The sequence below is a fragment of the Stutzerimonas sp. VN223-3 genome, from assembly GCF_045999685.1.
Taxonomy (GTDB): Bacteria; Pseudomonadota; Gammaproteobacteria; order Pseudomonadales; family Pseudomonadaceae; genus Stutzerimonas; species Stutzerimonas stutzeri_AR.
Genome location: NZ_RBEC01000002.1, coordinates 588,156 through 608,318, shown reverse-complemented (window position 1 = coordinate 608,318; position 20,163 = coordinate 588,156). Strand labels below are relative to the sequence as shown.

Sequence of the window (20,163 nt, the reverse complement as noted above, 5' to 3'; positions counted from 1 at the left end):
ATGCACCAGACCCGCATCCCTTGTCTACAGATGCGCGGCGGCACCTCTAAAGGGGCGTACTTTCTCGCCGAGGATCTGCCGGCCGACCCGGCGCTGCGCGATCAGGTGTTGCTGGCAGTGATGGGCTCGCCGGATGCGCGGCAGATCGACGGCATCGGCGGTGCCGACTCGCTGACCAGCAAAGTCGCCATCGTGCAACTCTCGCAGCGGGCCGACGCCGACGTCGACTATCTCTTCGCCCAGGTGGTCGTGGACGAACCGCGTGTCGACTACGGCCAGAACTGCGGCAACATTCTCGCCGGCGTCGGCCCGTTCGCCATCGAGCGTGGACTGGTACCGGTCGTGGGTGAAGAAACAGCGGTGCGTATCTTCATGGAGAACACCGGCCAGATCGCGGTCGCGCATGTGCCGACGCCCGACGGCCAGGTGCGTTACGACGGCGACACCCAGATCGATGGCGTGCCCGGCAGCGCCGCACCGCTGGTGATCGAATTCGAGGATGTTGCCGGATCTAGTTGCGGCGCGCTGCTGCCCACCGGCAACGCCCTCGACAGGATCGACGGCATCGAGCTGACCTGCATCGACAACGGCATGCCGGTGATCCTGCTGCGCGCTGAAGATTTCGACCTCAGTGGTTACGAGCTGCCCGCGGCGCTGAACGACAACAGCGAACTCAAGGCACGGCTGGAATCGATTCGCCTCAAGGCCGGGCCGCTGATGAAGCTCGGCGACGTCCGCCAGCGCACGGTGCCGAAGATGTGCCTGATCGCCGCGCCGCGTGCCGGTGGCGCGCTGAATACGAGGACATTCATTCCGCACCGTTGCCACGCCTCGATCGGCGTATTCGGCGCGGTCAGCGCGGCCAGCGCCTGCCTGGTCGAGGGCTCGGTGACGGCGGGGCTCGCTGTTACCGGCAAAGGCGACCTGCGGCGACTGTCAGTGGAGCATCCCACCGGTGAATTTACCGTCGAGCTGCGGCTGCAGGACGGCCAACTGGCCGGCTGCGGGCTGGTGCGCACCGCCCGGCTATTGTTTGATGGTTTCGTCTGCATTCCCGGCGCGGTCTGGTCGGGCTGCGTTCAGTTGGGCCGCACTCGGTCGGGCCACGTTCGGTCGGGCCATACGGAGAACACACCATGACACTCGATTGCATCGCTCTGATCGGCTTCGGCGAAGCGGGCGGCATCCTCGCAAGCGATCTCGCGGCCAAAGGCGTCGCCGTTCAGGTTTATGACCGTCTGCTGGATAACCCGACGCAACGCCCGGCGCTGGAGACCAAGGCCACCAACGCAGGCGTACGGCTCTGCGATAGCGCGGCAGAAGCCATCGCTGGCGCGGCGCTGGTCATCTCGGCGGTGACCGCCGGTAGTGCGCTGGACGTGGCGAAGACGGCGGCACGCACGCTGCAACCCGGGCAGCTGTTCATGGACATCAACTCGGTGGCGCCGGCGACCAAGCAGGCGGCGGCAGAGACCATCGACGCCGCTGGCGGGCGCTACGTCGACGCCGCGGTCATGGCGCCGGTACCGCCAAAGCGTTTGCAGACGCCGATCCTGCTCGGCGGTCGCGATGCCGCCGAACTCTCCGCCGCGCTGAATGCCTGCGGTTTCGCCACCTGCGTGGTGGCCGACGAAATCGGTGTCGCCTCGGCGATCAAGATGTGCCGCAGCGTAATGATCAAGGGCCTCGAAGCCTTGACTACCGAATGCCTGCGCACGGCGCAGCATTACGGTGCCGAAACGGAAGTGCTGGCCTCGTTGCACAAGAGCTTCCCGTCGATGGGTTGGGATGCCGAGCTGCCGCACTACCTGATCAGTCGCGTGGCCGAACACGGCCGGCGCCGCGCAGAGGAAATGGAAGAAGTCGCCGAGACGGTGCGCGCCGCCGGCATCGAGCCGCAAATGAGCCAGGCGATCGTGCAGACCCAACGCGGGCTGGTCGGCGCAATCGCCGCGCGCGGCTTGCGTTACATCGACCTCGAGCCTTTCGACTGGCAGCATCTGGACGCCCTGCTCAGGGCCGGACCGAGCGACTGACCGAATGCCTTGACGGGGCTGCATGTAGACCCGTTCGGCTGCAGTCGAGCGACCCTATGCGTATCAGCGTTTTCCGAAGCGAGAACGCGCGTGCCGCGATAACCACACTTTTAACGAGTCCGCAGAACACCGCAGGCTTCCTGCGCCACTACCCATAAACAATACGCATAGGCAGGTAGCTGTTATGCATTGTTCGCCACGCAAGGCTGCGTGCAACCATTCCTGACGACTGACGCGCTAGCGCCTTGCTCTGCACTGTATTGGCAGTGCTGGCCAAGTGCGCGGCCGGTCCGAGCCGCTGCATGACGATCGCTGTCGCCAGCACGGCTTAAAACAACAACAAAAGGAAATCGCAATGACGAAAGTTTCCAGATTGCTGCTCGCACTGTTTGTCGCCGGATCGGTTGGCCCGGCTGTACAGGCGGCCGAACCGGTCGTGACGCTCAAGGTGCATCACCAGCTTCCGGCACACTCGGTCACCCAGGCCGACCTGCTCAAGCCCTGGGCAGAGAAAATCACCAAAGAGTCCGACGGCCGCATCCAATTCCAGTTCTACCCCTCCATGCAGCTGGGCGGCACGCCGCCGCAATTGGTCGATCAGGTACGCGATGGCGTCGCGGATATCGTCTGGACGCTGCCGGGATACAACAGTGGCCGCTTCCCGCTGATCTCCGCCTTCGAGCAACCGTTCATGAGCCGGTCCGCCGAGGCGAGCAGTCAGGCAATGTGGGAATTCCTGCAGAAGCATGGGCAGAAGGAATTCGAGGGCATGCGCTTACTGGCTACCCACGTGACTGACGGCGCGTTGGTGCATACCACCGAGAAGCCCATCAAGAAGATGTCCGATTTCCGCGGTTTGAAAATCCGTGCGGCCAACCGCACTTCGACCAAGCTCATCGCGCTGCTCGGCGGAACACCGGTTGCCATGCCGGTCCCGCAGATTCCCGAAGCGCTGTCCAAGGGTGTCGTTGACGGCGCCATCGTGCCTTGGGATGTGGTGCCCGCGCTGAAACTGCACGAGTTGGTCAAGTACCACACCGAAATGGCGCCTGGGCAGCCGGCGCTGATGTACACAACCGTGATCATCGCGATGAACCCGGCTACCTACGACAAGCTGCCCGCCGATCTGAAGCAGATCATCGACAACAACAGCGGCCTGGAGCTGTCGCGCCAGGCCGGACATCTGTTCGATACCCAGGTGGTCGAGACCGGACACAAACTGGCCAAGAGCCAAGGCAACCAGATCTATGTCCTGCCCGAGGACGAGCAACAGAAGTGGATGAAGGTAGCCAAACGCCTCGACCAGGATTGGATCAAGGAAGTCGAGAGTAAGGGCTACGACAACGGCGCCGCCCTGCTCGAAGACGCTCGCCAGTTGGTCGACAAGTACAGCGAGCAATTACCCGATTGACGCGCTACCAGTGAACGATGGGCTGCGCTCACGACTGTCCGATAATCGCCCAATCAGGACGCAACGGAAAGGATGCCGTTCGATAATCGCACACTAAGCGGAATGTCCAATTGAATAGCCGGACGGGAGCTATCAGGATTCAACCGCGACACGATCTGCGGTCCGCCGGCCAACCGCCCTCGCCTCGGGTCGCGCAGATCGCACATAAAAACAATGAATAAAAAGGACTACGCGATGCTCAAGCTCCCCAAGGCGCTGCTCTCCTTGTTCGCGCTCGGCTCCCTCGCCTTGCACGCCCCTGCCCAGGCCGACGAGCCGGTGGTTACGCTCAAGCTGGCGCACTTTCTTCCGGCACACTCGGTGACGCAGGCGGATTTCCTCAAGCCCTGGACCGAGAAGGTCACCGAGGAATCCAACGGCCGCATCCAATTCCAGTTCTATCCTTCGATGCAGCTCGGCGGCACGCCTCCGCAATTGGTCGATCAGGTCCGTGACGGCGTCGCCGATATCGTCTGGACGCTGCCCGGCTACACCAGCGGCCGTTTCCCGCTGACCGCGGCGTTTGAATTGCCCTTCATGAGCCGTTCCTCCGAGGCCAGCAGCCAGGCCATGTGGGACTTTCTCGAAAAGCACGGGCAGAAGGAGTTCGCCGACATGCATTTGTTGGCGACCCATTTGACCGATGGCGCGTTGGTGCATACCACCGACAAGCCGATCAAGAAAATGGCGGACTTCCGCGGCCTCAAGCTGCGCGCGGCCAACCGTACCGCGACCAAGACCATCTCCCTGCTCGGCGCGACGCCAGTGGCAATGCCGGTGCCGCAGGTTCCCGAAGCCCTCTCTAAAGGCGTGGTCGATGGCGCCGTGCTGCCCTGGGACGTGGTCCCGGCGCTCAAGCTGCACGAGCTGGTGAAGTACCACACCGAAACCGCCCCCGGCATGCCTGCGCTGATGCACACCGCGTTGGTGGTGGCAATGAACAAGAACACCTATGAAAACCTGCCGGACGACTTGAAGAAGGTCATCGACAACAACAGCGGCCGCGCGCTTTCCCGAGAGGCCGGCCGCATCTGGGACAACCAGGTGGTCGAGACCGGCCACAAGCTCGCCGAATCCCGGGGTAACGAGATCTACGTGCTGTCGCCCGAGGAGCAGGCAAAGTGGATGAAGGCCACCAGCCGCGTGAGTGAGGGCTGGATCGAGGAAGTCGAGGACAAAGGTTACGAGAACGGCGAAGCGCTGCTCGAAGACGCCCGCCAATTGATCGAGCACTACAACGCCCAGCTACCCCGCTGAGCGAAGCAAGCGGTACTGCAGTGACGGTGCCGCCCTGGAGAATTAAATGAGTGAACCTGTAGTTCAGGTCGCCGTCGCGCCTGTAGATGCCGTCGGCCGCCTGCTCAATGCCCTTTCGCGTCTGCTCGCCTTCATCGGCGGCCTGCTGTTGGTAGCAATGACGCTGATGGCGACATACAGCATCGCCATGCGCGCCGTATTCGACGAGCCGCTGCTTGGCGACGTCGAGCTGGTGCAGATGGGCTGCGGCATCGCCATCGTGTTCTTTCTGCCGCTGTGCCAGCTGCATCGGGGCAACGTGATCGTCGACGTATTCACTCTGCATGCTTCTGAACGGGTGCGTCGCACACTGGACACCCTCGGCGGGGTGCTGATGGCACTGGCCGCAGCCCTGTTGGCATGGCGCTCGGCGATCGGCACTGTCGATGCCTACGGCACCGGCGAGGAGTCGATCATCATGGGGTTGCCGATCTGGTGGTCGATGACCGCCTTCGCCCCAGGCTTCGCATTGTTGGCGGTGGTGTCGCTGTATACCGCCTGGCAGGATTTTCGTGGTGAGGGTAAACCCGCATGAGCAGTGTTGAAATCGGCGGATTATTCCTCGCCATCCTTCTGGTATTGCTGGTGGTGCGTATACCGATCGCCATCGCCATGCTGCTGACCGGCATCGGCGGCTACGTGGCCATCAGCGGCTGGTCGCCGTTGCTGAGCTACATCAAGACCGTCGCCTACGGACGGTTCACCGTCTATGACCTTTCGGTGATTCCTCTCTTTCTGCTGATGGGCCAGTTTGCCTCTCGCGGTGGCCTGGCGACCGGCCTGTTCCGCTCCGCGGCGGCGATGGTCGGCCACTGGCGCGGCGGCCTGGCAATGGCGGCGATAGGTTCTTGTGCGGCCTTTGGCGCGGTCTGCGGCTCCTCCATAGCCACCGCAGCCACCATGGGCCAGGTCGCCCTGCCCGAACTGAAGAAGTACAACTACTCCGGCTCGCTCGCGGTCGGCAGCCTGGCCGCTGGCGGCACCCTGGGCATTCTCATTCCGCCTTCGGTGGTGCTGGTGATCTACGCCATCCTGGCCCAGGAAAACATTTCGGCGCTGTTCATGGCCGCCTTCATTCCGGGGATTCTCGCGGCAATCGGTTACATGATCGCGATCGCCATCTACGTACGCATGAACCCCGATGCAGGCCCGGCGCAGCCACGCATGAGCTGGCGTCAACGGCTGGCCGCGCAGAAAGGCGTATGGCCGGTGCTGCTTATATTCCTGCTGGTTCTCGGTGGCATCTATAGCGGCTGGTTCACGCCAACCGAGGCCGCAGCAATCGGCACCGTGGGCACCGGATTCTTCGCCGTGGTGCTGGGCGGCATGCGTTGGGCAGGGTTCAAGGAAGTGCTCTACGGCACGGCGGTGACGACAGGAATGATCTTCATGATCCTGCTCGGCGCCGACGTCATGAACTCCTTTCTCGCTGTCTCTCAGCTGCCGGTGGCATTGGCCGAGGCCATCACCAACAGCGGTGTCGGCCCCTTCGTGGTGCTCGCCGGGATCCTGATCCTGTACCTGATCCTCGGCTGTGTGATGGACACCATGTCGATGATCCTGCTGACTATTCCGATCTTCTTCCCGCTGATCATGGGCCTGGACTTCTACGGCCTGGACCAGACCGAGAAGGCCATCTGGTTCGGCATCCTCGCGCTGATGGTGGTGGAAATCGGCATGATCACCCCGCCGGTGGGGATGAACGTCTATGTGATCAGCAGCATGGCCCGCGACGTGACCCTGCGCGACGCCTTTCGCGGCGTGGTGCCCTTCCTCATTTCCGACATCGTTCGCGTGGTGATTCTGGTGCTGTTCCCCTCCATCACCCTCTGCCTGGTGCGGTGGCTGACATGACCCCGACCGGCTAATCGAATTGCCGCCGGCGGCGGCTGCTTCACTCCCCCTCGCTTTCGAACATCCGCAACGGCGGAGGGGAGCCCTCAACCTTGAAAAAGGAAAACAACAACAATGAAACACCACACCACCCAAGCAAGCCGCATCCTCGCACCCACCCTGCTCGCCGCGTCCATCGCTGCCCTCGTCCCGCTGGCCGCCAGCGCCGAAGGCTTCGTCGAAGACACCAAGATCACGGTGAACGCGCGCAACTTCTACATCGGCCGTGAATTTCGCGACGACTCGATCACCGATCGCAGCAAGGCCGAAGAGTGGACCCAGAGCTTCATCCTCAACATCCAGTCCGGCTACACACCTGGCCCGGTCGGCTTTGGCGTCGACGTGCTCGCCGGTCTGGCGGTCAAGCTCGATGGCGGTGGCGGCACCTACGGCACCGCCCTGCTGCCACGCCACGACGATGGCCGCCCGGCCGACGATTACGGCCGCTTCGGCGTTGCCGCCAAGGCGAAGATCTCCAACACCGAGCTGAAGGTCGGCGAGATGATGCCGGTCCTTCCGATCCTGCGCTCGGACGATGGCCGCTCGCTGCCACAGACCTTCGAGGGCGGCATGATCACTTCGCGTGAAATCGACGGCTTGATGCTCACCGCCGGCCAGTTCCGCCAGAACAGCCCACGCGACGACGCCAGCATGGAAGACATGAGCTTCGCCGGAGGCGCGTCCGACCGCTTCAACTTCATTGGCGGTGAATACGCCTTCAATGACAAGCGCACCACCGTAGGCCTGTGGACGGCTGAGCTGAAGGATGTCTACGAACAACAGTACGTGCAGCTGCTGCACACCCAGCCGCTGAGCGAGGACGTGGCGCTGACCGCCAACCTCGGCTACTTCCAGGGCGACGAGGACGGCAGCGCGCTGGGCGGCGAGCTGGACAACAAAACCTACTCGGGTCTGTTCGGATTGAAGACTGGCGGCAACACCTTCTACGTCGGCTTACAGAAAGTCAGTGGCGACACCTGGATGCGCGTCAACGGCACCAGCGGCGGTTCGCTAGCCAACGACAGCTTCAACAACAGCTACGAAAATGCCGAGGAACGCTCCTGGCAACTGCGTCACGACTATAACTTCGCCGCCATGGGCATCCCGGGCCTGACCCTGATGAACCGTTATATCAGCGGTGACAACATCCGGACAGCGACCACCGACGACGCCGAGGAATGGGGTCGCGAGACCGAAGTGGCTTACACCATCCAGAGCGGCCCGGCGAAGAGCCTCAACATCAAATGGCGCAACTCGAGCTTCCGCTCCGAGGCCAACACCCGCGACCTGGACGAGAACCGCATCATCATCAACTACCCGCTGTCGATCCTGTAAACGCTGACGTTTTGCTCCCGTTGTACGCGCCCTCCTCCTGCGCGTGATGCTTCGGCCCGTCCATGGACGGGCCTTTTTTCAGCCGCCGTTCTCGATCGGCTCGTACGGCAGCCCGACGTAATTCTCGGCGATGGTGGTCAGGCCCGCCTGGGTGCTGGTGAAGTAGTCCTGCTCGCTCTGCTGGATGCGCCGGCCGAAGGCGTCGGTATCGGGAAAACGATGCAGCAGGCTGGTCATCCACCAGGAAAAGCGCTCGGCTTTCCATACGCGCCTCAGGCAGATCGGCGAATACTTTTCCAGCAGATCAATCCGGCCTTCGCGGTAGACCTTAAGCAGAATGCGATACAGGGTGCTGACATCGCTGGCCGCCAGGTTGAGGCCTTTGGCGCCGGTGGGCGGCACGATATGAGCGGCATCGCCAACCAGGAATAATCGCCCGTACTGCATCGGCTCGACCACGAAACTGCGCAGCGGCGCGATGCTTTTCTCCAGCGACGGGCCGGTGACCAGCCGGGCGGCGACGTCTTCGGGCAGCCGGCTTTTGAGCTCGGCCCAGAAGCGCTCGTCGGACCAATCCTCGACCCTTTCTTCCAGCCCGACCTGCACGTAATACCGCGAGCGTGTGGATGAGCGCATGCTGCACAGGGCGAAACCGCGCGCATGGTTGGCGTAGATCAGCTCGTGGCTTACCGGCGGCGTATCGCTGAGCACACCGAGCCAGCCAAAGGGATAGACGCGCTCGAATTCGGTGAGCACTTCGGCGGGGATGCTTTTGCGAGACACGCCATGAAAGCCATCGCAACCGGCGATGTAGTCGCAATCCAGGCGCACCGTTTCGGCGTTGTGGGTGAAGGTCACGTGAGGCGTTTCGCCCTTCACCTCGTGTAGCTGAACGTCCGACACGCCATAGAGCGAGACTGCGTCGGACGCCTCGCGCGCTGCCATCAAGTCGCGGGTAACCTCGGTCTGGCCGTAGACCATTACGGTGTCGCCACCCGTCAGCGCCTTCAGGTCGATGCGCACGCGACGGTCGGCAAACGCCAGCTCGACGCCATCGTGAATCTGTCCTTCACGGTCCATGCGCTCAGATACCCCCGCCTCGCGCATCAGATCGACCATGCCCTGTTCCAGTACTCCGGCACGGATGCGCCCCAGCACGTATTCGGGGGTTTGGCGTTCGATGATCACGTTGGCGATACCGGCGTTGTGCAGCAGCTGGCCGAGCAACAGGCCGGACGGCCCGGCACCGATGATGGCGACACCTGTTTTCATGGGAATCCTCGTTTTGTTGTTGTCGCGTCGCGGCGGTCCGCCGGACTGCTTCGAGATACCCCATGTTCTGCTCGGCAGAGCTTGGTGATAATGCATTCAACCGCTGCAAACTTGGACTTTTATAAACTCGGTTCGATTACCGCCCAAAGGATTCCGCCGTGAGCTCAACCCGCCCCACCGCCGCCATTCCGGTCTACAAACTCTATGGCGACTCACTCGATTGGCCGACCCCGGACCTGCTGCATTGCGAGTCGATCCCCGAACGCAGCCGCATGCATGACTGGGAGATCAGCCCGCACCGCCACGCCGACCTGACGCAGCTGCTCTACATCCGTCGGGGATGGGCTCTAGTAGAAGTGGAAGGCGTGCAGACGCGCATCGATGAAGCGGCTGTGCAGGTACTGCCGCCGCTGTGCGTGCATGGGTTCCGCTTTTCCGAGCGCGTCGAAGGCTACGTGCTGACCCTCGCTGCACCGCTATTGGCGCGGCTGGAGGCGGCACTCGGCGGGCATCAGGCGCCGCTCGGTATAGCCGGCCTGCATGCTGCTGGCAAAGACCGTCGCTATCTGGATACGCTGTTCGACGCCATCGACCGGGAATACCGAACACCGGCACCTGCACGCGATCTGTTGCTGCAATCGCTGGTCGGCGTGCTCGCGGTCTGGGTCGGGCGGCAAATGCTGGTGCGGCAGACGAACACTCATCCGCTGCGGGGCCAGGCATTACTTGTCGCGTTTACCCGGCTTGTCGAAACCGACTTCTGCCGGCGGCATTCGGTTGAAGATTATGCCCATCGGCTCGACATCACTCCCGCTTACCTGAACACCCTGGCGCGTCGTTTTACCGGCCAGACAGCCCAGGGTGTGGTGCATGAACGGGTACTGCTGGAGGCCAAGCGACAGCTGATCTACACGACGATGACCGTGAGCCAGATCTCGGACAATCTTGGATTTTCCGAAGCAGCCTATTTCTCTCGCTTCTTCAAACGGCTGACCGGTTTGCCGCCGCGGGAGTTTCGCAATCGGCGCTGACGGGAGCGGATGAGCCGTCTGCTGCGGGCCGTTGAACAGCAGACGGGCGTTGAAAGGACGGCGACATTAACGAATCATTTTGCACCCATGACCGACCTACTCATCGGCCGGTTCGCCGTTTGACGGATGATGTGCCGTCGGATTGGTCTCCGGTTTCGCGGACTGGCAGTCGTCAACGCAAATCCCCAACGCTGTCGCCAGCGCCTCGGTGACTTCCCGGAAGGAATACCCATCGGCCCATACCTGCGTTGCGCCGTTCAGCTTGTTAACCATTTTCGGGCCTCTTGAGGCTGGATCAACCAGCCATTACGTTCGGGCTGTTAGCCGCCTGGATAGCAATATGCAACTACAGCATCGAACGTGCCATCATTTGACTTATTATTTTTCTTTTATATTTCAATCACTTATAAAATCAGAAAGATCCAGGAGCTCATGCAAGTTGCACAGTCATCAAATAGTCACCATGCGATGTGCATGCACGACCTACGGCCCGATGGCTGAACACGCTCCCAGCCGAACGGCCAAAACAACAGGGCAATCAACAAAAAGAACAACCACTGACAAAAGTCCCATAACCGCGCCCGAAGCGCGTTCGCCATTAGGCATAATCGACTGCCATGCCCCGAGCATTCGCCATGCAAATCGACGAAGAACTCACCCTGAAAAAGCTGGAAGTCTTTCTGGCCTTCATGCGCAGCGGAAATCTGAGCAAGGCGGCTGCCGAGCTGAACACCAGCAATGTCAGCGTTCACCGGGCCATCCATTCGCTGGAAAGCGCCTTACGCTGTCCTTTGTTCAAACATGAAGGACGCAACCTGATTCCGCTGGAAAGCGCCTACGTACTGGAAGAAAAGGCTCAGAAGCTGGTGCAGGACGTGCTGGAAACGGTACGCCAGACCCGCGAGGCCGCCGGTTTCTCAGCTGAGCGCTTCAAGCTCGGTGCGCTGTATTCGTTGACAGTCAAGACGGTGCCGCAGCTGATCATGGGACTGAAGCTGCGCCGCAGCGAGCTCAACATCGACCTGATCCTCGGCTCCAACGTCGACCTGCTCTACAAATTGAAGAATATGGAGCTGGACGCCATCCTGATCTCTCTCGACGACAGCCTCATAAACCCTGACTGCGAGCAATTGCTGCTTTTCGCCGATGACATTTTTCTAGCGGTACCCACTAATTCACCCTTCGCCGAGCAGGCAGAGGTGGATCTGGCCGACCTTCGCGATGCCACCTTCATCACCCTCACGCAGGGTTTTGCCACGCATCGCGACAGTGCTCGGGTATTCAACCAGGCAGGCTTCGAGCCGAATGTGGGCATGCAGGTCAACGACATTTTCACTCTGCTCAGCATGGTCAGTTCTGGGGTTGGCTACGCCCTGCTGCCTGGCCGGGTCGCAGCGGTGTACGAAAACCGCATCCGCCTGATTCCCTTGCAGCCCCGATACCGCCTGCAACAGCAGATCGGTGTGGTATTCCTGAAATCCAAGGAGCGCGATCCCAATCTGCTTGCGCTTGTAGCGGAATGCCGCATGTACCGTCCTCAATCGAACTCCTCTTGACGCCCCCAGAGAATCATTAACTTTTCCGTAACGATGGAGGGTGGGTCTTAATTGATCCGCCCCCCTGCGCGCGCTAGCCTGCATTCGGATCGAGCATGGAAGCCCGAACAACAAGAAGAAAAGTCCTATGACGTAATAAAAATAATTATGAGCCGCATGGCGCGGTTCTGATGTGTCAATTCAGGAGAATTCCAATGAAAGCCCTACTCCGTACCTCGGTTGCGGCTGCACTGCTGGTCGCCAGCATCCCCAGCTTCGCCGAGACCGTCCTGCGCGCATCCCATCAGTTTCCCGGCAACCAGGGCGACCCCCGCGATGAAATGGTGCAGATCATTGCCCGCGAAGTCGCCGCCGCCGATGTTGGCCTGAAGCTCCAGATCTACCCTGCGTCATCGTTATACAAAGCCAACGAGCAATGGGGCGCCCTGACTCGGGGGCAGCTCGACATGACGGCTCTGCCACTGGACTATGCGTCCGGCCGCGTACCGCAGTTCTCCGCCACGCTGATGCCGGGACTGGTCAAGAACTATGAACATGCCCAGCGCCTGAACCAGTCCGATTTCATAAAAGAGATACATGCTCTGGCTGAGAAGAACGGCGCGGTTATTCTCGCTGACGCCTGGCTGGCCGGCGGATTCGCCTCCAAGGAACACTGCATCACCTCACCCGAGAGCATCAAGGGACAGGTTATCCGCGCCGCCGGGCCGGCGTTCGAAAACATGCTCGCCGCCGCGGGTGCCTCGATATCGTCGATGCCGTCATCCGAGATATACACCGGCATGCAGACCGGCGTACTGGACGCAGCCAACACCTCCAATGACAGCTTTGTCTCGTACCGCCTGTATGAGCAGGTGAAATGCCTGACCGCACCGGGCGATAACGCCCTGTGGTTCATGTATGAGCCCGTACTGATGTCCAAGCGCACCTTCGATCGTCTTACTCCGGAACAGAAGGAGGTCATCCTGGCAGCAGCAAGCAAGGCCGAGGCCTACTTCGCCGAGGAAGGCCCTAAAGGCGAACAGCGCATGAAGGAGACCTTCGCCAAGGCCGGAGTGAAGGTGGTAAACCTGAGCAAGGAAGAACACGACGCCTGGATGCAGGTAGCCCGTGCATCCTCCTACCAGTACTTCTCCGATAAGGTTAAAGGCGGCAAAGAGCTTCTGGACAAGGCCCTCGCCGTGCAGTGATGCCCCATTGCGGCCGCTTCCTCAGCGGCCTTCGCTGCGTTCGAGCTCGCGCCGCGGCTTCTGCTGAAGGCGCGGGTTCCAAGGAGTCCCCATGTCCAGACGTTTTATTCTCTCGATCGAGACGCTATCGCGCCTTGGTGGTGTCAGCGCCGTTGTCCTGCTGATCATCGCCATGGTGGTCATGTGCCAGATGATCCTCATGCGTTACCTGTTCCGAGCGCCCACTATCTGGCAGACCGAGGTCGTGGTATTCGCAGCGACCGCGGCAATATTCATTGGCGCGCCCTATGTGCTGATGAAGAAGGGTCACGTCGGCGTCGATGTAATAGAGCTGATGATGTCGTCGCCAAACCGACGGCGCATGCAGTGTCTCGGTGCAGTGCTAGGCCTGATCTTCTGCCTGCTGATGAGCGTGGCTAGCGGCATCTATGTTTACGAGGCCTGGGAAGGTGGCTGGACCACTCCGACTATCGCCGCCATTCCGCTGTGGATTCCCGCAACTCCAATGCTGGTGGGCTTCGGCCTGCTGTGTCTGCAATACGTGGTGGAGCTGATGAAACTGATTCGCCCCGAGTTGAGCATTCCAGAGCCACAAAACGCTGAGGCGGAGAAGAACGAAACCACCTTGCAAAGCCATCAGAATCTGGGAGAAGTACGATGACTCCGTCCCTTGCAGGTGTGCTGCTGATCTGTGCCTTGCTGTTATTCCTCGCCACCGGCATGCCGATTGCCTTCGCCCTCGGCCTGGCGGCCATGGGTGGTCTGTTCATGGCGATGGGTCCGGAAGTCATCGGCGTGGTGGCCGAAACCATGTTCGCCGGCATCGGCAACCTGGCCTTCGTATCGATTCCGATGTTCGTGCTGATGGGTGCCATCGTTGCCGGCACGCCCGCCGGAGCCGACCTTTACCGTGCCCTGGATCGCTGGATGTACAAGGTTCCGGGCGGCCTGGTGCTGTCGAACATTGGCGCCTGCGCCGTATTTTCCGGCATGACGGGCTCCAGCCCGGCAACCTGCGCAGCGATCGGCAAGCTCGGCATCCCTGAAATGATCAACCGCGGCTACCCCACTTCGGTGGCGACCGGCTCGATCGCCGCAGGCGGCACGCTCGGCATCCTGTTGCCGCCGTCGGTAACGATGATCATCTACGGCATTGCCACGGAAACATCCATCGGCCGGCTCTTCCTCGCGGGCGTACTACCCGGCCTGATGCTGACCGCCATGTTCATGTGCTGGGCAATGTTCGATGCCCGCCGCAAGGGTTTTCGCTTCGGCGCCGAAGGGGTGCACTACAGCTTGCGCGACAAGCTGGCGGCGCTGCCCCGAATACTGCCGCTGATGTTGATCATCCTGGGCGTTCTCTACGTACTTTATGGTGGTGTGGCCACGCCTTCCGAAGCAGCTGGCGCAGGCGCCATGCTTACGCTGGTGGTGGTAGTGCTGGCGTACCGGCTGTTCAAGCTGGGCACCTTTCGCGACATCTTCGGCACCGGCATGCGCGAAAGCGTCATGATCATGATGATCCTGGCTTCCGCCGAACTGTTCGCCTTCGCGCTGTCCTCGCTATACATCACCCAATCGGTGGCCGAGACGATAGCCAGTCTGGAAGTCAACCGCTGGGTGCTGATGGGTGTGATCAACGTGTTTCTGTTGGTGGCCGGGATGTTTCTGCCACCGGTGGCAGTAATCGTGATGTCCGCGCCTTTACTCTTCCCCATCGTGGTGCAAGCCGGCTTCGATCCTTACTGGTTTGCGGTGGTGCTTACCATCAATATGGAGATCGGCCTGATCACCCCGCCGCTGGGCCTGAACCTGTTTGTCATCAATGGGATCGCACCGCAGGTTCCGACGCGGGACATTCTCTGGGGAGCCCTTCCTTATGCGCTGGTCATGATTCTGGCGATAGTCGTGCTGTGCCTGTTCCCACAGATCGCTACCGTCCTGCCTGACTATGTCATGGGTAAAGCCGACTAGGAGGAGATGTTGGCCGTCTGGCGGGCTTCCCTCGGAAGCCCGTTTTTTTTGCTTCACGATCGCTTCATTAGTTCAGCAACGGACGAACAGTGCACCGGTGCTGGAGGCTGCTTCGTTTACCTAGCACTGCAAAACCTGAGTAAGCGGTTTCCGATAGGCGTTTGGTTCAACCCAGTTGGGACATTGCAGGATGGAAAACGGCAATCCGCTTCCCACCCCAAGTCGATTCAACCGAGCAGGCCGCGCATGATGAAGAACAGCAGTGACGGGCCAAGCAGGCAGCCCAGCGCGGTATAGAACGCCGCGGTCAGACAGCCGTAAGGCACCAGCCTGGCATCGGTCGCCGCCAGACCACCCGCGACGCCACTGGACGTGCCGATCAGACCGCCGAAGATCACAGCGGCACGCGGGTTGTTCAAGCCGATCATGGGCGCAACGAAGGGCGTCGCGATCATCACCAGGATCGCCTTGACCAGGCCGGCGGCGATGGACAGCGCCATCACTTCGGAGCTGGCGCCAATCGCGGCACCGGTTACCGGGCCGACGATGTAGGTCACCGCACCCGTGCCGATGGTGGTCAGGCTTACCGCATCGGTGTAGCCGAAGGCCATAGCCACCGAAACGCCCGCGATAAAGGACGAGAAAACGCCGATGAATAGCGCCAGCACGCCCACCATTCCGGCGCGCTTGAGCTCCTCGACACTAACGCCGAAGCCGGTGGCAACGATGGCGAAGTCCCGCAGCATGGAGCCGCCGAGCAGGCCGATGCCGGAGAACAACGCGATGTCCACCAGCCCCTTCTGTCCGCCAGTCACAACGCCGCCGATATACGACAGTAACAGGCCGATCAGAATGGCCACCGCCGAGCCGTGCAGACGGCCTTTGGTGAGCTTGTCCGATAGCCAGTAGGAGAACCACATGGTCGCGCCGATGATGGCGAAGCCGCTGATCAGGCCGTAGCCGGAGACGACCTTGAGTAGAGATTCATACATGGCTCAGCCCTCGGTGGTCAGTGGTTTGGCTTCATCGGCTTCAAGCTCTTTTCGGCCGATCCGATCGAGCAGCGGCACCAGAGCAAAAGCGATCGCCACCGCGGCGATACCGGCAAGGATTGCCATCGGGCCGCCGCTGAGGGCGCCGAAGACGTTCTGCTGGGCAGCCATGGCCACCACGATCGGGATGTAGACGGCGCTCCAGAACTTGACGCCCTGCTCCGAATCCATCGTGAACAGGCCGCGCTTTTTGAGAGAGCTGCCAAGCAGAATCAGCAGCACCATGGCGATACCGACGCCGCCGACATTGGCTGGTACGCCGATGAGTTTCCCCAGCAATTCACCCACGAAGATGCCTGCCAGGGTGCATAAGGCCAGGAAGGCCACACCGAAGATAATCATTATTGTCCTTTTGGGGTTGCGCTCAAGGCTCGGCGTTGCCGGCTTGAATGCGCGTGTTGTCGAGGTCGTTATTTTTATCCATCGAACAGTAGCGAGTTCGGCTCGCTCTTCAGTTCACGCGGTCATCGGCTACGGCTGCCCTCCTGACGCAGCAAGGCGTCCACTGTGTCCAGCCGGGCACCGTCAAAGGTGATCAGCGTACCTTGTTCAAATACACGCCTAGCCAGCCCGGTCAGTACCGAGCCGGGCGGTAGTTCGATATGCAGCCGCACGCCGCGCTCGTAGGCGGTGCGCAGCGTGCCGTGCCAGTCGACGACGCGGCACATGTTGAAAGCCAGGTCGTCGCGCAGACGCTGCGGATCGGCGACTGGCCGCGCCGTGGTGCTGCTGAGATAACGGATGCGTGGCGCGCGAAGCTCGACACTGGCAAAGGCATCGGCGAGCTGTGCGGCTGGCGCCTCCAGCAAGGCGCTGTGAGACGGCACGCTCACTGCCAGCCGCCTGGTGCAAGATGCGCCCAAGGCCTTGGCGCGCTGCGCGACCTCCATCATGGCGTGGTCCGCGCCGGCGATCACGATCTGGTTGTCGGCGTTGATATTGGCCAGGTGAACCGGGGATTGCTGGCCATGCACCTCGGCCAGCAGTCGCTCGACGGTGCCGAGATCAAGGCCGAGGATCGCAGTCATGCCGAAGCCTTGCGGATAGGCGTTCTGCATCAGTTCGCCGCGCAGCGCGACCAGCCGCACGGCATCACGGTAATCGAGCGAACCGGCAACCACGGCCGCCGCGTAGGCGCCGATGGACAGTCCCGCCACATAGTCTGGCGCCCGCCCGCCGCGCATCAGCAGACGCGCGCCAGCGACACCGGCAATTAACAGGCAGAGCTGCACGGCGCGAGTCGAGGCCAAGGCGGCTTCGCTGTCCAGCGCGAGGGCATCCTCGCCGAGCGCTTCGCCGGCCTGTTGCAGACAGTCGAGCGCCTCGGGCTCCTGGGGCAGACGATGCAGCATGCCGGGCTTCTGCGCGCCCTGGCCGGGAAAGGCGAAGAGGCTGCTCATGCGACCAGTTCCGGCTGATCCAAGGAGTCACGCCAGGGATTGCCGACCAGTCGCGCACCGCTGGGACACTTGAGCAGTACGCGGCTCGCAGCGCCTGCCCACTCGCGCAAGGCAACGGCACCGGCTGGTGTTTCCAATTGCATGTCGACGCGGCAGCATGCCTGGTCCAGTAGCCGCTGCAGTTCGTGCGCTTCATGGCGTGGGAGTTCGCAGGGCACGAGCAGCAGCAGATCGAGATCGCTGTCGGCATGCGCAGTCGGCAGCCCAGTGGCCAATTGGTAGCCGACCGAACCGGTCACGCCCCAGCTGCGCCCCAGGTCATCGAGGAAGGGCTTGATCGCCGCCAGCGCCTTGAAAGCTGGAAGCTCGCTGGACGGCAGCGTCTCGATCAATTGTTCCGGGCTCACGCAACGTAATACGCGGCCCACATCCATGACCGTGGCGTAGCGCTGATCGCGGCTGGTGCCTCGCAGGCCCACCGCTATCTGACCGACCGCCGTAAGCGCACGGCGCACCACCACCGGCTGGCCGGTGGCGAGCATTTGTCGCGCCCACTCCGGTGCGTCAGCGAGCAGCTGCTCTGGAGTCATGCCCCAGAGCAGGTCATGGGGGCGTGGCGTGGCGTGCATCTACAGCCTCCTCGTGATTGTTGTTGTGGAGGGGTGGGGTTCCGTGGCGTCGGTATTACCGTTGCCCCTCACCCCCGGCCCCTCTTCCCCAGGCGGCGAGGGGAGAACAGCTCACCACTGCTCTCGCAGTAGCTCGCGGACTCGCGACGACGCCTCGCGATTCGGCGCACCGAGGCGCCCACGCAGATCGGTACTGCTGCCGATGTCCTCGACGGCCTTTTGCAGGCAATCGCGCACCCGTGACAGGTCGGCGCCGGCGGGTTGCTCGATGTTCTCAACCGAGAGGGTTTCCCAGAGCAGACCGAGCGTCGCGTAGTTGTCGATGTCGTAGGCCATCGGAGGCACCGATTCAGCCAGGGCTTCGAGTTCCTCGACGCTGCGCAGGGTGATGCGCGCCGCCGCGGCCTTGCCCATGGCATGCACCATCACGCCCGGATCGCGCAGGGCGATGATCCGCTGGGCCTGGTAGCCGTGGGCGAGGAAGGCACCGGACATGGCCTTGCCCACCAGCAGCGCGACCACCGGATGCCCGGCCAGGCGGGCGCGGGCATAACCGTCCACCGCACCGGCCAACGCCTGATGGATGCCCAGGGCTTCCTCGCGGCGGCCATAGGCCTGGCTCGGCACGTCCACCACGGCGACCAGCACGCGCTTCTCGGCCTTGTCACGATCGGCTTCGATGATTTCGTCCACAGCCTTGCCCAGCGCCCAGCCTTCCAGCAGGCCGACCTCGCCATTGCGCGCGCGCGGAAACGGGCTCTCAGCATCCGGGACCACGGCGATGAAACGCGCGGCGCGTTCGCCGAGCTGACCATCGATGACCTTCACCGAGGCCGGATAGCCAGCCAGGGCCTGACCACCGGCCAGGGCTTGCAACCAGTTCAGTCCACGGCTCATTGGGCATCTCCTTCATAGAGGGCACGCACCGCGGCGGCATCGAGCTGGGTGCGGGTGTCGGCGTCGGCCAGACGTTGCAGGAACCAGGCGTGGCGCTGGCTGCGTGGCTGCGCGGGTTTACCCAGGGCGAACAGCGAATGCAGCTCGTCACGGATGGCGTCGGTGTCGTCGGCGACGTAAGCGTCCACCAGGCCGCTGGCGTAGCGCTGCTCGCCACCGGTCAGGCTCCAGATGAACGGACGGTCACGCGAATCGTATTCGTCGAGCCCGGCTTCCTGCTCGATCACCTGCGGGCCGTTGAGGCCAACGCGCGCTTCACGGGTGACGACGAGATAGCTGCACAGCCCGGCGGCGATGGACATGCCGCCGAAGCAGCCGACCGAACCCGCCACCACGCCGATTACCGGTTGGTGTTCACGCAACTCGACGATGGCGGCCTGGATCTCGGCGATGGCCGCCAGCCCCAGATTGGCTTCCTGCAGGCGCACGCCGCCGGTTTCCAGCAGCAGTACGGCGCGGGTCGGGATGCCGTTGCGGTTGTCTTCGACGGCCAGTTCCAGGGCGCCTGCGATCTTCGCGCCGCCGACTTCGCCCATGCTGCCGCCCTGAAAGGCGCCTTCGATCGCGGCGATCACAGCCGGCTGGCCGTCGATGGTTCCTTTCGCGACCACCACGCCGTCGTCGGCCTGAGTGACGATGCCCTGCTTCGGCAGCCACGGCGAGGTGACGCGGGCGAAGGGGTCGAGCAGTTCGCGGAAGCTGCCTTCATCCAGCAGCGCACGGGCCCGCTGGCGAGCGCCGAGCTCGACGAAGCTACGCGACTTGAGTAAACGGGCCACGTTGTTAGCAGACGAATCAGTCATGGCCGACCTCCTCCAACCCCTGCTCCAGGCGCAAACGCACTACGCCGGGTGTGGCCCCAAAATCGTGAATGTCGATGTTCAAGGCTGGCGGCGTCTGCTCGCGGAACATCCGCTCGAACAGTTGCTGCCAGCGCTGCTCGGCACCGTTGACCGAAGTGACTACCTGGATCGCCAGCTTGCCGGCCTGGCCGGGCTCGAGCAGCACTTCCAGATCGCCCGAACCGACCACGCCGACCAGGGCTTTGCCGCGGGCGGGTTGCCCGGCGGCGAATTCGAAAGACAGGGTTTCCAT

21 protein-coding genes are annotated in these 20,163 nt (G+C 62.3%); 12 read left to right on the top strand and 9 right to left on the bottom strand.

All coding sequences use genetic code 11. From position 1 onward, the window contains the following. From D7241_RS11700 to D7241_RS11670, 7 genes are all read left to right on the top strand, one after another. Positions 1-1,140: a 4-oxalomesaconate tautomerase gene (locus D7241_RS11700; protein WP_408101668.1), complete on the top strand. Its 1,140-nt coding sequence runs from the start codon at positions 1-3 to the stop codon at positions 1,138-1,140. Further along, entirely contained in the window at positions 1,137-2,036 is a 900-nt protein-coding gene (locus D7241_RS11695; RefSeq protein WP_408101667.1) for a DUF1932 domain-containing protein, read from the top strand. Before D7241_RS11700 ends, D7241_RS11695 begins: the two co-directional genes overlap by 4 nt. 355 nt (positions 2,037-2,391) lie before the next feature. Continuing rightward, a complete protein-coding gene (locus D7241_RS11690) occupies positions 2,392-3,447 on the top strand; it encodes a TRAP transporter substrate-binding protein (RefSeq protein WP_408101666.1) in 1,056 nt (351 codons plus the stop codon). A gap of 234 nt (positions 3,448-3,681) precedes the next feature. After that, positions 3,682-4,743: a TRAP transporter substrate-binding protein gene (locus D7241_RS11685; RefSeq protein ID WP_408101665.1), complete on the top strand. Its 1,062-nt coding sequence runs from the start codon at positions 3,682-3,684 to the stop codon at positions 4,741-4,743. Between the two features lie 46 nt (positions 4,744-4,789). After that, complete coding sequence (locus D7241_RS11680) at positions 4,790-5,317, top strand: TRAP transporter small permease (RefSeq protein ID WP_255982882.1); 528 nt, start codon at positions 4,790-4,792, stop codon at positions 5,315-5,317. Then, positions 5,314-6,636 (top strand): TRAP transporter large permease, encoded by a 1,323-nt coding sequence (locus D7241_RS11675; RefSeq protein WP_408101664.1) that lies wholly within the window; start codon positions 5,314-5,316, stop codon positions 6,634-6,636. The genes D7241_RS11680 and D7241_RS11675 overlap by 4 nt, the downstream gene beginning before the upstream one ends. 114 nt (positions 6,637-6,750) lie before the next feature. Then, positions 6,751-8,010, top strand: a complete 1,260-nt coding sequence (locus D7241_RS11670; RefSeq protein WP_255982886.1) for an OprD family porin — start codon at positions 6,751-6,753, stop codon at positions 8,008-8,010. Between the two features lie 78 nt (positions 8,011-8,088). Here the strand turns inward: D7241_RS11670 and pobA are convergent, their stop codons facing one another. Next, positions 8,089-9,282 carry a 4-hydroxybenzoate 3-monooxygenase gene (gene pobA, locus D7241_RS11665; protein ID WP_408101663.1) on the bottom strand — a complete coding sequence of 398 codons (1,194 nt, stop codon included), beginning with the start codon at positions 9,280-9,282 and terminating at the stop codon, positions 8,089-8,091. Between the two features lie 158 nt (positions 9,283-9,440). Here pobA and D7241_RS11660 point away from each other — a divergent pair, with 158 nt between their 5' ends. Continuing rightward, complete coding sequence (locus tag D7241_RS11660) at positions 9,441-10,313, top strand: helix-turn-helix domain-containing protein (protein WP_408101662.1); 873 nt, start codon at positions 9,441-9,443, stop codon at positions 10,311-10,313. A gap of 96 nt (positions 10,314-10,409) precedes the next feature. Here the strand turns inward: D7241_RS11660 and D7241_RS11655 are convergent, their stop codons facing one another. Then, complete coding sequence (locus D7241_RS11655; protein ID WP_408101661.1) at positions 10,410-10,586, bottom strand: hypothetical protein; 177 nt, start codon at positions 10,584-10,586, stop codon at positions 10,410-10,412. Positions 10,587-10,948: 362 nt separating this feature from the next. Between D7241_RS11655 and D7241_RS11650 the strand changes: the two genes are divergently transcribed. The 4 genes from D7241_RS11650 to D7241_RS11635 all read left to right on the top strand — a co-directional run bounded on the left by D7241_RS11650 (position 10,949) and on the right by D7241_RS11635 (position 15,030). Beyond that, positions 10,949-11,869 carry a LysR substrate-binding domain-containing protein gene (locus tag D7241_RS11650; RefSeq protein ID WP_408101660.1) on the top strand — a complete coding sequence of 307 codons (921 nt, stop codon included), beginning with the start codon at positions 10,949-10,951 and terminating at the stop codon, positions 11,867-11,869. A 194-nt stretch (positions 11,870-12,063) separates the two neighbouring features. Further along, positions 12,064-13,056 carry a TRAP transporter substrate-binding protein DctP gene (dctP, locus tag D7241_RS11645; protein ID WP_255982896.1) on the top strand — a complete coding sequence of 331 codons (993 nt, stop codon included), beginning with the start codon at positions 12,064-12,066 and terminating at the stop codon, positions 13,054-13,056. Between the two features lie 91 nt (positions 13,057-13,147). Continuing rightward, positions 13,148-13,717, top strand: coding sequence for a TRAP transporter small permease subunit (locus D7241_RS11640; protein WP_408101659.1), 570 nt, complete (start codon positions 13,148-13,150; stop codon positions 13,715-13,717). Then, the gene (locus tag D7241_RS11635; RefSeq protein WP_408101658.1) at positions 13,714-15,030 is read left to right on the top strand and encodes a TRAP transporter large permease; all 1,317 of its coding nucleotides are present in this window, start codon (positions 13,714-13,716) and stop codon (positions 15,028-15,030) included. The genes D7241_RS11640 and D7241_RS11635 overlap by 4 nt, the downstream gene beginning before the upstream one ends. Before the next feature lie 227 nt (positions 15,031-15,257). Here D7241_RS11635 and madM read toward each other — a convergent pair whose 3' ends face one another. The 7 genes from madM to D7241_RS11600 form a co-directional block, all read right to left on the bottom strand. Then, positions 15,258-16,022: a malonate transporter subunit MadM gene (madM, locus tag D7241_RS11630; protein ID WP_255982900.1), complete on the bottom strand. Its 765-nt coding sequence runs from the start codon at positions 16,020-16,022 to the stop codon at positions 15,258-15,260. A 3-nt stretch (positions 16,023-16,025) separates the two neighbouring features. Next, positions 16,026-16,424, bottom strand: a complete 399-nt coding sequence (gene madL, locus D7241_RS11625) for a malonate transporter subunit MadL (protein ID WP_408101657.1) — start codon at positions 16,422-16,424, stop codon at positions 16,026-16,028. Between the two features lie 122 nt (positions 16,425-16,546). Beyond that, positions 16,547-17,482: a malonate decarboxylase subunit epsilon gene (mdcH, locus tag D7241_RS11620; protein ID WP_408101656.1), complete on the bottom strand. Its 936-nt coding sequence runs from the start codon at positions 17,480-17,482 to the stop codon at positions 16,547-16,549. Next, positions 17,479-18,111 (bottom strand): malonate decarboxylase holo-ACP synthase, encoded by a 633-nt coding sequence (locus D7241_RS11615; protein ID WP_408101655.1) that lies wholly within the window; start codon positions 18,109-18,111, stop codon positions 17,479-17,481. Before D7241_RS11615 ends, mdcH begins: the two co-directional genes overlap by 4 nt. Positions 18,112-18,222: 111 nt before the next feature. Continuing rightward, a complete protein-coding gene (gene mdcE / locus D7241_RS11610) occupies positions 18,223-19,008 on the bottom strand; it encodes a biotin-independent malonate decarboxylase subunit gamma (protein WP_408101654.1) in 786 nt (261 codons plus the stop codon). After that, positions 19,005-19,871: a biotin-independent malonate decarboxylase subunit beta gene (locus tag D7241_RS11605; RefSeq protein ID WP_408101653.1), complete on the bottom strand. Its 867-nt coding sequence runs from the start codon at positions 19,869-19,871 to the stop codon at positions 19,005-19,007. The genes mdcE and D7241_RS11605 overlap by 4 nt, the downstream gene beginning before the upstream one ends. After that, on the bottom strand, positions 19,864-20,163 hold the full coding sequence (locus D7241_RS11600) for a malonate decarboxylase subunit delta (RefSeq protein WP_003296879.1): 300 nt from the start codon (positions 20,161-20,163) through the stop codon (positions 19,864-19,866). Before D7241_RS11600 ends, D7241_RS11605 begins: the two co-directional genes overlap by 8 nt.